Raw genomic sequence first — 12,729 nt, 5'->3', positions numbered from 1 at the left:
CTAACAAATTGTATAATTAATTGCTTAGGTCTGTGTGTACCCGGAAAATCCTTCAGATTTCCCTAACATTCGGTTTCCTTTTGTTAAATTAGTTGTTTAAACCAAGCAACTAACCATACACCAACCGTTGGGCACAATTTAAAAAACTATGAGTAGAATTAATATTCAAGGAACGATTGATAATATTAGAAGTAAAACAAATGTATATACTCCTATAATAGAATCTATTGTGAATTCTATTCAGTCAATTACAAAAAAAAACGTAGAAAATGGTAAAATTGAAATCACACTTATAAGAGAACATACTTTAGATTTTGAAAATCAAATTCCACCAATAAAATCAATATCAATCAGAGATAACGGAAGTGGTTTTAACAAAGAAAACAGAGATTCCTTCGATACTTTTTATAGCGAGCATAAGAAAAAAATTGGAGGAAAAGGATTTGGTCGCTTTATGTTTGTGAAATATTTTGGTGATGTTAACGTAGAAAGTGTTTTTCAAAATCAAGAAATCAAGTTAAAATCAAGAACATTCAGGTTTGGAAGGAAATATGAAATAATCGTTGATGAAACCATAAACGATACAATTGCAGTAGATACTTATTCTATAATTAATTTGAATAACCTTATTTCTACTCATTCATTCGATAAGAATATAGAAACGTTCTCTCGTAAACTTTTAGAAAAATTATTAATATTCTTTATAAACGATTCTTTCAACTGTCCAACTATTATAGTGAAGGAAGAAGGTGATAACCAGTCTATAATTTTAAACGATTACATCTCAGGCAGAAACGAAATACAACAAATTGAAGAATTTGATTTCGTCCTAAAAACTAAAGATGGGTATTCTGAACAATTTAAAGGAAAAGTATTTAAAATCTATTTTCCAGGAAATCAAAAAAGTAAAATTAGTTTGACAGGTCACAATCGAGAAGTTACCGAAACCAATCTACATAGATACATTCCTGAATTTGAAGATGAATTTTATGACAACAATAAAGGTTCAAAAAGTAAAAAAAACTATATAATTAAAACCTATATTTTAGGTGAGTATCTAGATAATAACGTATCCTTAGAAAGAGAAGCTTTTGATTTTGATAAAGAAGAAGGTGATAGCTTTTATCCATTTTCGCAAAAAGATATTGAAACGCAAGCTGCTTTAGAAACAAAACAAATTTTCAACGAAGATATTTCATCTCGGTCTGATATTAAGGCTTCCAAAATTAGGGCTTATGTTAAAGAACATGCCCCTTGGCATAATTCATATGTGAACGATTTAGATTTCTCTCAAATGGGCTACAATTTATCTAATAACGAAATAGAAGTTGCCTTACATAAAGTAAAGCATAAAAAGGAAATTGAAACACGAAGTAAATTTACAGAGCTTTTAGAAAATCCAGAAAATTTTGAAGATAATACCTTAAGTGAAATGGTTAATCAAATTTCTGAAATTGGGAAAAGTGATTTAGCTCATTATGTCTACAACAGAAAATGTATTTTACAAGCTTTTAAAGAAATGCTTAAAAGAAACGATGAAGGCAAAGGGCATTTAGAAAAAGAAATTCATAATATTATTTATCCAATGACAAGAAATTCTGAAAACACAACTTATGAAGAGCATAATTTGTGGTTATTAGATGAGAGACTTGTTTTTTCTGAATATATTTCTTCAGATGAAAAAATATCTTCAAACAAAAAAAACAATGCTCTTGACGAGCCCGACTTGTTAATTTTTGACCAAAAATCATCTTTTAGAGCTGGTGATAATGAATTCAGCAACCCGTTAACCATATTTGAGTTTAAACGGCCTAAAAGAAACGATTACGCAGCCAAAGATGACCCAATTTTACAAATTGGAAGATACTTAGAAAAAATACGTGATGGTAAATATGAAATGCCTGATGGTTTAGAACCAATAAAAATTAATGACTCCACTCCCATTTACGGTTATGTAATTGCAGATATAACTCCTAAAATAAAAGAGTTTGCACGTAATGGTCAATTGACCGAAAGTCCAGACAAAGAAGGTTTTTTTGGATTTCATAATGGATTCAAGATGTACGTAGAAATTATTAGTTTTAAAAAATTATTGAAAGACGCTACATTAAGAAATAAAATATTTTTCAAGAAATTACAATTGGAATAAAACTGTGCCCAACAAAACCTAAACGTAATGCGGACTTTAGGGCTTAATCTAAAGGTCTGTGTATATTTATAAAGTCGCTAAATCTTATGGATTTAGCTTTAGAATAGAAAAAATAAAACTAAACAATAAGCTTTAGCTTCGTGCTCAGACGGAAACGAAAGGTTTCCTTATCTCCGCACTACGCTTAGCTCAGACGTTGTCATTAATGATGAAAAAATAAAATCGTGTAATGGAATTTGACCGAACTGGAATAATATTATATACTCTTGAATACAAAAATTGTGTGGAGTTTTATGAAAATATTCTAGGTCTCAAAAAAATATTTGAGGGCAAAAATCTGACTTGTTTTAAATTCGGACAAGCATATTTAATGGTGGAGTTGGATGACGAATATGATGGACAAAAAACTGGAACGGAACGGACAAAAATGTGTTTGCGTATGAATGTTCCAAATGTAAAAATACTTTCGGATAGATTGACTTCGAATAATATAGAAGTGGACTATCAAGAACATTCTTGGGGTAACATTGCAAAATTCCGAGACCCTGACGGTAATTTATGTGCATTTAAAGACAGTTCTAAATTCGAAAAGCAAATCTCGGATTTTAAGTAAATGGACAACTTACTCAAACGCAATTGTTATGTCGATGGACTTTCTAGCTTGATTGCGGAAACAACCAATCAAAACGTAATAGTTACGCAAGTAAAACGTGCCAAGCAGAACGCAAAATCACTAATGACAACAAAACCTATAAACAATACGGGCTCCGTGATTAATCGAAAGGTTTGTGTATTTTTATGAAGTCCGCAAAATCTTTGGGATTTTGCTTTTTAGGCAGACAAAGAAAAAACAAAACAAAAAGATTTTGCTATGTGCGTGGCGGTAAGTAATCGCTTATTTGCTCCCGTACTGTTCATAGCTCCATCGTTGGCAACAAGCTGAAAATGAAACTCAATAACAAACATATAATTGGAATATTATTCTTAATCTCAATTCTGACCTCTTGCAAGTCCGAAACGAAAAATGAATTGACCGAAAAAACATTTCCTGTAGTAATTGAGGAATATTCAAAAAGCAAATTTCATCATTCTGACACAACAACTTTAACTATCCGAAAAAATGACAGCATAAACTTTCACTTATTTGGACTTGAAAGTGATGGCGAATATGAAATAATTATGGACTTACCTTTCGAATTCAATCTGAACGATAGTTCCCAAATTCTGATTGACAAAATTCCTGTAAAACTGATTTCCGAAAAACAGTATTCTGATAAAAACAATCGATTGACTGTCAAGAAATATTATTACGACATCGAAAATCAGGCAGATGAAGAAGGAAAATTTTTTGTGATGGAAGACAGAATTATAGCTTTTAGTTCAGACGCTTGGAATTTGCAAAAATTTTATAAATATGAGAATTCGAAAATTACAGAATTACTAAAAAAAGATACAACTGATTTCTTTTATAGATTTAAAAACGACAGAATAATTGAATAAAAGCCAGTTGCCAACACCGTATAAAAATAATGCTTAGTTTAGTGCTTAATCAAGAGTCCGTGCACTTTTGTTACGTCTGATTTTCCTGCGGAAAATCCTCGCACACAAAACCGCACTATTCTTATACATAAACGTTAACAGCAATTAACAAACTTCATATAATAGATGAAAAGAATATTTTTTTTATTACTGTTTTTAAGCACTAAAACATTTAGCCAGAGTTATTTAATTGAAGATATCGATGGAGATAATATAAAAGACTCTATTTATAGTTCAAATGAGTCAATTATACATAAATTATCTACAAAAAAATTCCACCCGATTTCTATTGACTTAATAGAAAATTATGGTGGTTCCTTTCACATTATAAAAACTAGAAATGGGTTTCAATATGAAATAAATTATAGAAAAGCAGGAGTTAAAGCTCAATTTAGATACAATTTAAATTCAGAAAAAATAGAACTTATAGGAATGAGTAGGTATGAGTTTGGAAACGCATCAAATGACGGAAGTGGTAAATCTAGCATTAATATACTAACTAATGACTATATCGGAAATTGGAAATACTATGATTTAGATAAAAAAAAATTGATGGCATTACCCACTATTAAAACTAAAATGGTGCTCCCAAAAATAAATTTAAGTGAATTTAACGAAGAGTACTTAGATGTCTATTCAATGAAATGTTCTGAATTATATCATAAATATAAGAATGAGTATTTAACAGTTTCAAAGAAAGACAAAGATTACAATGCTTATATCAAAAAAGTTGAACAGGACATAAATTTCGAAAAAGTTACTTTAAGTGAAATACCCAAATTCATTAAATATGATGGAAAACTAAAAAATGTAATATCTTGGAAAGACACTAATGGTAAACATTATATAATTACAAGCGAAACAGGAATATACACACCTAAAAATTCTGAAGATGATGGTTCTAATGCTGAAATATTTGCTTATCACTACATATTAAAAAACAATACTCATAAAAAAGTATGGAAAGTATATGATTTTATAAAAGAATGCCCTGTAGAGATTGAAGCTAAATTTAGAAAAAACACATTACACGTAACTGATTTAGATAATGACGGAATTAAAGAAGTATGGTTAATGTATAGAAAAGTATGTCACGGAGATGTTAGCCCTTTAGAAATGAAAATAATAATGTATGAAGGCGTTCAAAAATATGCTATGAGAGGACATAATAAAGTCAAAATTTCATCAGATGAATATTACGGAGGTGAATATAAATATGATGAGAAATTTATAACTGCTCCTAATTCATTTAAAAAATTTAGTCAAAAATTGTGGAATGAAAATATTTTACATGAATGGGGAGAATAAAAAGCTGTTAACAATGTATATAAAAAATAGGGCTTTTGTGCTAAATCCAAAGTTCTGTGTTTATTTACAAAGTCCGCTAAATCTGAAATGTAGTGCTTATCAACTGCCCTACTTTTCATATACTTAACGTTGTAACACATTTAAAACTGAATGAAAAACGAACCTTGGAAATCGGGACCAAAAGAATTATTAAGGCATGGTCTTGAGCACTTATCTCTCGAAACGGACTTTGATTATCGAATGGGAATGATTGTTATCGACAATTCAGTCGAATTAATGATGAAAACATATTTGGGCTTACCAAAACGGATTACAAAGCTTGAAGGCGTAACTCGTAAAATATATGACGAAGCGACTAAAAGCTTTCCAAGTTTAATTGATACAATGGACAGGTTTGCAAAAGATAAACTTGTAGGGATTGAACTAGGCGAAATAGAATGGTATCATAGAATTAGAAATCAACTATATCATGACGGGAATGGAATTACGGTTGAAAAAGAAAAAGTAATTGCCTATTCCAGTATAGCAAAAATACTTTTTGAAAATTTATTTGGCGAAAAAGTTGAAATCGAAGGCAAAAAATATGGTATCGATGATTTCCTATTAGTTTGGGCGGACTTCAATAAATTAGTTGTTAATCAAGGTCCAAAAATTTATAGCAAAAAGAACTTCAAAGAACTATTCAATTTATCAAATAATGAAGAGTCTGTATTAAAAGGGATAACTGAGTTTAGAAATAAATTAGTTCATAGACCAGATGAAATTAGTGAGGCCGAATTAAATTTAAAGGTTAATGAACCAATTGAATTTATAGAATTGGTAAAGCAGAAACCGAAATAAAACGTGGTACAACAAAACCTATAAACTGTTTTGACCCCTATAAAACAAGAGTAATCTTTTAAATTTCGATTATAGCTTAAGCTGTTATTTTTTTCATTAGAATTAGGTGTTTATCAGCGTTCCATTTTTCCATTGGTGTAATACGCCCTAAGAGCCCATGTAACCTAGTATTGTTGTAAAAAGTCACATACCTTTTTAAGATTTGTTCAATTTGCCCAAAACATGTGTAATCCACTCTTTTAAAAATTTCTTTTTTTAGTATTCCATGATAGGCTTCTATATGCGCATTTTCTTCTGGTGTGGCTATATGTGTAAATTCTTGCTGAACCCCAATTAGTCCAAGGTATTCACGTACATTATTTGCAATAAACTGACTACCGTTGTCACTTCTAATAACAACGTTATCAGGGTATTGGTATTCTGCAAACAACTCTGATAAAAACGCTATCACCTTATCCTGTTTAATAGAAAAAGAAAAATAGTCTTTTAATATTCTACGAGTATGTACGTCTATGATGGATAATAAATAAGCGTTTTTACCCACATTAGGAATCCATACCATCTTTATATCCATCTCTAAACATTCCATTGGTCTTGAGGTATTTACTTTTCTGAATTTTACAAATTTACGCCCAGAACCACTCCTGTTTATCCGATTCTCTAGTTTTAGCATTCCCTGTTCTTTCATAATTCTGTAGAGCTTTTTATGATTAATCAGGTATGCTTCTTTTTTTAAGTAAGAAGTCATTAATCGGTAACCACAATCTATAAATTCATGACTTAAAATCTCTTTTATAGAAGCAATAACAGCGTCTTGATTAACCCAACCTCTAGATTTATGATAGGTGAGTTTACTAGGAGTATTACCCTTTTTACCAAAACTGGGAGTACGGTAATAGCTACTATGAACCATCCCTACCATATTAATTATGTTGGTTTTACTAATTTTATGCTTGCTATAAACAGCATTCACTAAATCTTTCTTGGATCGGACGTTCCAAACTTTTTTTTTAAAAGTTCTCGTTGTACTTCTAATTCAATTTCCTTATTGCTTAGAAGCTTACGTAGTATTCGGTTTTCTTCTTCTGCCTGCTTGTGTTCTTTACTTTTAGTATCATAGATGACTTTTAAGCCTGCTTCTCCTTGACTCTCATGTTTCGTCTTCCAACTATAAAAAGTACCTGTACTAACTCCGTATTTACGACAGGCTTCTATGATGCCGATCTCTTCTGAAATAGAGAGAATTTCTAACTTCTGATCTAAGGTCCATTTCTTGTATTTCATATCTCAAATATATTAAGTTTGAAATTTAAAAGATCACTCCGAACTTATTAGGGGCTAAACTATAAACAATACGGGCTTCGGGCTTAATCGAAAGGTCTGTGTATATTTATAATGTCGCGAAATCTTTGGGATTTCGCTTTGACACAAAAAAAGAAAAAACAAAACCAAAAGATTGCGCTATGTGCGTGGCGGAAAGCAAACGCTAGTTTGCGCCCGTACTGTTCATAGCTCAAGCGTTGTGATGCCATTTGCAATACCGCTAAGACATTTTTTTAAAGGTTATATGAAAAGGTTTATGAATAAAGAAATGGGAGATCTCCTGTTTTGTTAGTTATAAATTACAGCCTTTAGGATGGAATTATAACTCAAGTATTGCGCTTGATGGCGTAGAAAGAAGACTTTCTAAACGTTATCACGTTAAAATACTTGTTATAAGAACGTTAAAATAAAATACAAAGTCAAATAATTATGGATTTATAACAAAATAGGAGATCGATTTTTCTGTTTCCCATACTAACGTTTCATGCTTCTACATAAAAACATAAGTATGGGTAATCTTTAAAAAAATGGATCTATTACGTTCGGTATTTTAAACGGTTACCTTTTTTATTGCTAATTTTAGAAAAGTAAAAATTAAAATAAAACGGCACACAACACGCTGTATAATTTATGGCCTAAACTAACTGATATGAATAAAGGCCACAAATTATACATCTATCGTTGGCAACAAGCTGAAAAATGAAAAATAGATTACAGATATTATTTCTCATATTAACATTGATTTCTTACAATGCATTTGCTTGTACCTGTTCCATTCCTAAAAGTTTAAAAGCTATTCAAGACTACGAATTTCAAAATTCTGATTGTATTTTTATTGGAGAAGTACTCAAAATTGATTCTGAAAATAGCACTTTTGAGATTAAGGTAGTTGAATCTTTTAATGGAGATGGAATTGGAAACATTTATAAAGGAACTTATGATAATTATTGTGGTCCGATAATTAACAAGGAAGGTAGATGGCTAATTTATGGCAATTATAACACTGAAAATTTAATCGAGATAAACGCTTGTGGGCTAACTCGTAGTTTTGAAAACCCCGAAAACAACGTTTCTGCCACAACACCGCCGGAACCATTACCGCCGAACAAAAAAGAGTCTAAAACTCAAGCCGAAAACGAAAGAACGGAATGGAAATTAAGAGCAAAATATGATTTAGAAAACGAAGTAACTGATTTAAGGAAAAGAACGGAATAAAAAGCCAGTTGCCAACAAAACCTAAACGTAATGCGAACTTTAGGGCAAAACCGAAAGGTCTGTGTATATTTAGAATGTCGCTAAATCTTTGGGATTTAGCTTTGGACAAGAAAAATTAAAACTAAACAAAAAGCTTTAGCTTCGTGCGCAGACGGAAACTCAACGTGTCCTTACTACCGCACTACGCTTAGCTCAAGCGTTAGCTGCAAGATGAAAAAAAATGACAAAATTAACCTCAAAAATAGTTTTTATAATTTTTCTCATACTTACGCTATTGTTATTATGGGATTTAATACAACCTGAAAAAACAGCAAGAACATCAGCCATTGATAAAGAAATAATTATAACTGAAAACATTAGTGAAACCTTTACAACTGATTTTGATTATGGCTACGAATTGAGTGTTATATTGCTTGAAGATAAATTTCTTTCAGTTGAAAAAACATTTAATGTTTTACTTAAGCAAGAAGGTAATATAATTTTGAATAAAACCGAATTGTTAAATATTGACAGAAATAATAATTTAGTATATAAACGCTTTGTTGCTGATTCGGGAGATGATTTTGAATTAATAATTAACGGAATAGACAAATCACTAATCGGAAAAAAAGTTCGTATTTATGCCGACGTAACAGGTGGAGGTCCATCTGTTGGAATTGCTCTAGCAAAAGCCCTTAAACCATACTTTTGGATTGCATTCGGAGTTTTATCTATAATAACTCTAGGAATCGGAATATATAGCTGGAGAAAAAAGCCAGCAGCTAACAAAGGTAACCGTTGCACAACTCCATAATTTATAAAATAATGGCCTTTATAACCGCCTTTTAAGGCGGTTTCATTTTTCAATTAGTTAAGTAATTGGTTATTTTTGAGGTGCTTAAACATGAGTTTTTTAGAGCATATAAAGTCTTTTTTAGAAGAATGAACAAAGACCCCATTCCTGCTCCACTTTTTACGTGTTTTTGAGTGAATTTCAGGTACTCCTGCCTGCCGGCAGGCAGGTCTTCAGATTATAGGCTATTGCTGATAGGTGCATCACCTTATTGGCTTGTTTTAAGCCTAGCGTATTTATTTTCCGTAAGCCCATAAACTGCGTTAAAGTACCAAATACGGGTTCAACTGTACTTTGCCGTTTGCCTTTCATGTATCTGCCCTGTGGACTGTGTACCCTAGCATTATTACGTTCGTATTCTGCTCTATAATAAGTAACACTAAACTTCTTTTCTTGGGCACTTTTCCCTAGACAACTACTGCGCATTGGGCAAGCAACACAAACATGTTTTCGTGCCCTATATTCTTTCTTTTTTGTTCCTGTTCTATAATCATTAAACGCTTTAGTAAAGGGGATAATCTTTCCTTGTGGACACTGATAATAATCTTCTTCTCTATTATAAATAAAACCATCCGGACCACCTTTATAGGTCCCATGTGGAGGAATAAAACTTCTAAGTCCTTTCTGCTCTAAATAAGCATAGTTCTCGCCACTACTGTAGCCAGTGTCCGCAACACAATTTTCCCAAAACAGACCCTGTTGCCACAAACGCTTATGTAAACGTTCTACTATATCTGGTAATTGTTGATTGTCTTTTCCATCAGCATGATACGCCCGAATGTCGGTGATGACATGACTAGCCGTATCCACACTTAACTGACTCAAGTAATTTAGCTTCCGAGCCTTGCCAGGCTTTACACTAATCCGAGCATCTGGATCAGTAGGACTATAATGGGTTTTATTACTGGTATACTTCGAGCCTTTGTTTCCTGACCCTGGTCGTTGGTCTTGATCTGTACTCCATTTCTTATTTCTGCTTTGGATAGCACCTAGTTCTTTCTTGCTCGCTGTAACGATACGCTGACCTCTATCTGACTTATCGTCTTTGCTTTTACGGTGCGGTGTTTCTTTGTCCATAGAACTAAACACACGAACCTTTCGTAAATGTGCTTGCAAATCTTCTTCAGGTACTTTAAGCTCCAAAGTATCCATACTTGCATTCGCTTTTATTGGGGCAGAATCAATAGCTTGGGTATGACCACTTACCATGCCCTTTTCTATACACATACTAAGTACTTTAGTGAAAACTTCTTCAAATACTGACTCAGGAAACAACTGACGAGTCCTACTTATCGTACTGTGCCAAGGAAGCTCCTCGTCTAAATCGTAATCAATGAAATAGAGAATATCTAATCGCATAGAACAATGCTGTATTAATTTACGGTCACTGATAATATTCTCTAAATAACCAACCAAACACAACTTGAAGAACACTACCGGATCTATACTCTTCTGGCCACTGCCGCCATAGTAACTCTTGGTTTGAACATAGAGAAAATTTAAATCTAATACACCTTTTAATAAACGATAAAAATTGTCTTGAGGAACTCGTTCGCTTAAGCGAAAACTATTAAAAAGCTTTTCTTGATATGTTTTTTTGCCTTGCATCCTTAAAGTTAAGAAATCAATCAATAATTTACTTTAACACTATGTCAATTAATTGCTAACTTGTGCAACAGGCACAACACCTATAAACAATACGGGCTTCGGGCTTAAACGCTAAGGTTTGTGTATTTTTAAGAGGTCGCGAAATCTTTGGGATTTCGCTTTTGACAGAAAAAAGAAAAAACAAAACCAAAAGATTTCGCTATGTGCGTGGCGGAAAGCAAACGCCAGTTTGCTCCCGTACTGTTCATAGCCAAATCGTTGGCAACAAGCTGTGAAAATCCGTTAATTCAAGAAAAATGATGACTGAATTGATAATTTTGTATCTTTGATAAAAAGCTTAATAAAATGAATTTAGAAGCTCGAAAAATAGAATTTGTTCAGGAATTTTTAAAACTTCAAAGTGAAGAAGCTGTTTCTCGTCTTGAAAAAATATTGAGAAAAGAAAAAAATGCTTCTGACGAGCCGATATTTGAATCTATGACCGAAGATGAATTGAATAAACGAATTGACCAATCAGAATCTGATTTCCGAAACAATCGATTTAAAAACAGTTCTGAACTTTTAGCCAAATACGAATAATGGTCTTGAAAATTATTTGGTCTGAATTCGCTGAAACTCAACTTGACGAAATCTACGAATATTACGAAAAGAAAGCAAGTCCTAGAATTGCAAAAAAACTTCTGAAAGGAATTATCAACGAACCAAAAAAGTTGATAAAGACACCTCAAATTGGACAAGAAGAGGAATTACTAAAACAAAGAGAAATTCATTATAGATATTTAGTTTACAAAAACTACAAACTGATTTATTCTGTTGATACGGAAAACGGATTTATAAAAATTGCTGACGTTTTTGATACTCGACAGAATCCACCGAAACTCAAACGGACAAAATAAAAGCCAGTTGCCAACACCGCCTATAGTTTACTGCTTGGTAGTTTTTCCTTCGGAAAAACTACGCAAACGTGAATGGTCAGTTTTTATTTACTAAATTTATTGCTTAACCAACGCAGCAAACCATAGCCAAAAACGTTGTATGCCATATGCCGAAAACAACATAGAGAAACAAAATGGACAAAAAAGCGATTAAAATCTTACTAAAAACAATTAAAACTTCTCAAGCCGAAAATTTAAGAAGTTGGTATGAATGGGATACATATAAAAAACATATTACTGATGAGGATTTTAATTATGCAAAGAAACATTTTGTAATGTATGACCGAGTAAAATTAGACCATAATGAAATTTGCAAAAGAATTAAAATAGCGGTTGAAAAAATTAAAAAGCAAGAAGTTGTAGATGCTTTTCTATATAGTTTAAGTACAAGACAATTAGAATACCGTTCATTTCTTTCCAGTTATTGTATTGGAAAAAGTTTAACTGAGCATAGTTTCACAGCAAGTCCTAAACCAAACGAAACGATTTGTGAAATTTGCGGACTCCATAGTTATGAATTTGAAGAATTAATTGAATTTAATACCTTGAATTATTTCAAATACAAACACGGAAGTTGTACAGATAATTTAATTTCGGTTTTATTTGATTTAGAACAGTTCCCTAAATATTCTATTAAAAAGCCTAACAATAATGACTTCGAAATATTAAATGGGCTCAAAAAAACTATTGAAGACAGCGAAAATAACGACAGAGTTTCACAACTAAAAAAGAATATTTCTAAAACTATAAAATCAAATGACGAAGAGCGTTTAGGAATTTTAGAGATTTTGGGTATAATTGGTGTTTTGCACGATGAAAAACATTTTGGTTATTTTGAAAAATACGTAACATATTCCGAAAGAGAACACAGACCGGTAAGAAATGATGATGTTGGCTATCCTTCAAGATGGTGGAAAGGAGAATTTGGAATTGACAATGAAAAATGGAATTATTGGTTTGTGAAAAAATAATACGGCATA

Annotated in this window: 13 protein-coding genes; 10 read left to right on the top strand and 3 right to left on the bottom strand. The window is 32.0% G+C overall.

The genetic code is table 11. The features are described 5' to 3' along the window. Window positions 1-148 precede the first annotated feature (148 nt). The 5 genes from GQR94_RS17025 to GQR94_RS17005 all read left to right on the top strand — a co-directional run bounded on the left by GQR94_RS17025 (window position 149) and on the right by GQR94_RS17005 (window position 5,836). Complete coding sequence (locus GQR94_RS17025) at window positions 149-2,149, top strand: ATP-binding protein (protein WP_158977344.1); 2,001 nt, start codon at window positions 149-151, stop codon at window positions 2,147-2,149. A gap of 229 nt (window positions 2,150-2,378) precedes the next feature. Further along, window positions 2,379-2,762 (top strand): VOC family protein, encoded by a 384-nt coding sequence (locus GQR94_RS17020; protein ID WP_158977341.1) that lies wholly within the window; start codon window positions 2,379-2,381, stop codon window positions 2,760-2,762. Window positions 2,763-3,178: 416 nt separating this feature from the next. Beyond that, window positions 3,179-3,649 (top strand): hypothetical protein, encoded by a 471-nt coding sequence (locus tag GQR94_RS17015; RefSeq protein ID WP_158977338.1) that lies wholly within the window; start codon window positions 3,179-3,181, stop codon window positions 3,647-3,649. A gap of 165 nt (window positions 3,650-3,814) precedes the next feature. Further along, window positions 3,815-4,996: a M949_RS01915 family surface polysaccharide biosynthesis protein gene (locus GQR94_RS17010; protein WP_158977335.1), complete on the top strand. Its 1,182-nt coding sequence runs from the start codon at window positions 3,815-3,817 to the stop codon at window positions 4,994-4,996. Window positions 4,997-5,146: 150 nt separating this feature from the next. Next, window positions 5,147-5,836, top strand: a complete 690-nt coding sequence (locus GQR94_RS17005) for a hypothetical protein (RefSeq protein WP_158977332.1) — start codon at window positions 5,147-5,149, stop codon at window positions 5,834-5,836. A 76-nt stretch (window positions 5,837-5,912) separates the two neighbouring features. Here GQR94_RS17005 and GQR94_RS17000 read toward each other — a convergent pair whose 3' ends face one another. Both GQR94_RS17000 and GQR94_RS16995 read right to left on the bottom strand, forming a co-directional pair. Beyond that, complete coding sequence (locus GQR94_RS17000; RefSeq protein WP_233268392.1) at window positions 5,913-6,809, bottom strand: IS3 family transposase; 897 nt, start codon at window positions 6,807-6,809, stop codon at window positions 5,913-5,915. Then, window positions 6,809-7,120: a transposase gene (locus GQR94_RS16995; protein ID WP_158974992.1), complete on the bottom strand. Its 312-nt coding sequence runs from the start codon at window positions 7,118-7,120 to the stop codon at window positions 6,809-6,811. Before GQR94_RS16995 ends, GQR94_RS17000 begins: the two co-directional genes overlap by 1 nt. A 738-nt stretch (window positions 7,121-7,858) precedes the next feature. Here GQR94_RS16995 and GQR94_RS16990 point away from each other — a divergent pair. Both GQR94_RS16990 and GQR94_RS16985 read left to right on the top strand, forming a co-directional pair. Next, window positions 7,859-8,374, top strand: a complete 516-nt coding sequence (locus GQR94_RS16990; RefSeq protein WP_158977329.1) for a hypothetical protein — start codon at window positions 7,859-7,861, stop codon at window positions 8,372-8,374. Window positions 8,375-8,594: 220 nt separating this feature from the next. Next, entirely contained in the window at window positions 8,595-9,167 is a 573-nt protein-coding gene (locus GQR94_RS16985; RefSeq protein ID WP_158977327.1) for a hypothetical protein, read from the top strand. Between the two features lie 180 nt (window positions 9,168-9,347). On the opposite strand, the gene GQR94_RS16980 is transcribed toward GQR94_RS16985, so the two are convergent. Next, complete coding sequence (locus GQR94_RS16980; RefSeq protein WP_233268396.1) at window positions 9,348-10,814, bottom strand: IS1182 family transposase; 1,467 nt, start codon at window positions 10,812-10,814, stop codon at window positions 9,348-9,350. Window positions 10,815-11,159: 345 nt separating this feature from the next. Here GQR94_RS16980 and GQR94_RS16975 point away from each other — a divergent pair, with 345 nt between their 5' ends. The 3 genes from GQR94_RS16975 (at window position 11,160) to GQR94_RS16965 (ending at window position 12,720) form a co-directional block, all read left to right on the top strand. After that, window positions 11,160-11,393 (top strand): hypothetical protein, encoded by a 234-nt coding sequence (locus GQR94_RS16975; protein WP_158973594.1) that lies wholly within the window; start codon window positions 11,160-11,162, stop codon window positions 11,391-11,393. Beyond that, window positions 11,393-11,710: a type II toxin-antitoxin system RelE/ParE family toxin gene (locus GQR94_RS16970; protein WP_158973595.1), complete on the top strand. Its 318-nt coding sequence runs from the start codon at window positions 11,393-11,395 to the stop codon at window positions 11,708-11,710. Before GQR94_RS16975 ends, GQR94_RS16970 begins: the two co-directional genes overlap by 1 nt. Before the next feature lie 173 nt (window positions 11,711-11,883). Then, entirely contained in the window at window positions 11,884-12,720 is an 837-nt protein-coding gene (locus GQR94_RS16965) for a hypothetical protein (RefSeq protein ID WP_158977324.1), read from the top strand. Window positions 12,721-12,729 lie beyond the last annotated feature (9 nt).

The organism is Cellulophaga sp. L1A9, assembly GCF_009797025.1.
In the GTDB taxonomy this organism is placed as follows: domain Bacteria; phylum Bacteroidota; class Bacteroidia; order Flavobacteriales; family Flavobacteriaceae; genus Cellulophaga.
The sequence above is the reverse complement of the archived record's forward strand: the minus strand, read 5'-3'. Positions and strand labels throughout refer to the sequence as shown.

Excerpts from the sequence above, each read along its gene's own strand:
- GQR94_RS17025 (WP_158977344.1), top strand. The coding sequence starts at position 149 with ATGAGTAGAATTAATATTCAAGGAACGATTGATAATATTAGAAGTAAA.
- GQR94_RS17020 (WP_158977341.1), top strand. The coding sequence starts at position 2,379 with ATGGAATTTGACCGAACTGGAATAATATTATATACTCTTGAATACAAA.
- GQR94_RS17010 (WP_158977335.1), top strand. The coding sequence starts at position 3,815 with ATGAAAAGAATATTTTTTTTATTACTGTTTTTAAGCACTAAAACATTT.
- GQR94_RS17005 (WP_158977332.1), top strand. The coding sequence starts at position 5,147 with ATGAAAAACGAACCTTGGAAATCGGGACCAAAAGAATTATTAAGGCAT.
- GQR94_RS16995 (WP_158974992.1), bottom strand. The coding sequence starts at position 7,120 with ATGAAATACAAGAAATGGACCTTAGATCAGAAGTTAGAAATTCTCTCT.
- GQR94_RS16990 (WP_158977329.1), top strand. The coding sequence starts at position 7,859 with ATGAAAAATAGATTACAGATATTATTTCTCATATTAACATTGATTTCT.
- GQR94_RS16985 (WP_158977327.1), top strand. The coding sequence starts at position 8,595 with ATGACAAAATTAACCTCAAAAATAGTTTTTATAATTTTTCTCATACTT.
- GQR94_RS16980 (WP_233268396.1), bottom strand. The coding sequence starts at position 10,814 with ATGCAAGGCAAAAAAACATATCAAGAAAAGCTTTTTAATAGTTTTCGC.
- GQR94_RS16975 (WP_158973594.1), top strand. The coding sequence starts at position 11,160 with ATGAATTTAGAAGCTCGAAAAATAGAATTTGTTCAGGAATTTTTAAAA.
- GQR94_RS16970 (WP_158973595.1), top strand. The coding sequence starts at position 11,393 with ATGGTCTTGAAAATTATTTGGTCTGAATTCGCTGAAACTCAACTTGAC.
- GQR94_RS16965 (WP_158977324.1), top strand. The coding sequence starts at position 11,884 with ATGGACAAAAAAGCGATTAAAATCTTACTAAAAACAATTAAAACTTCT.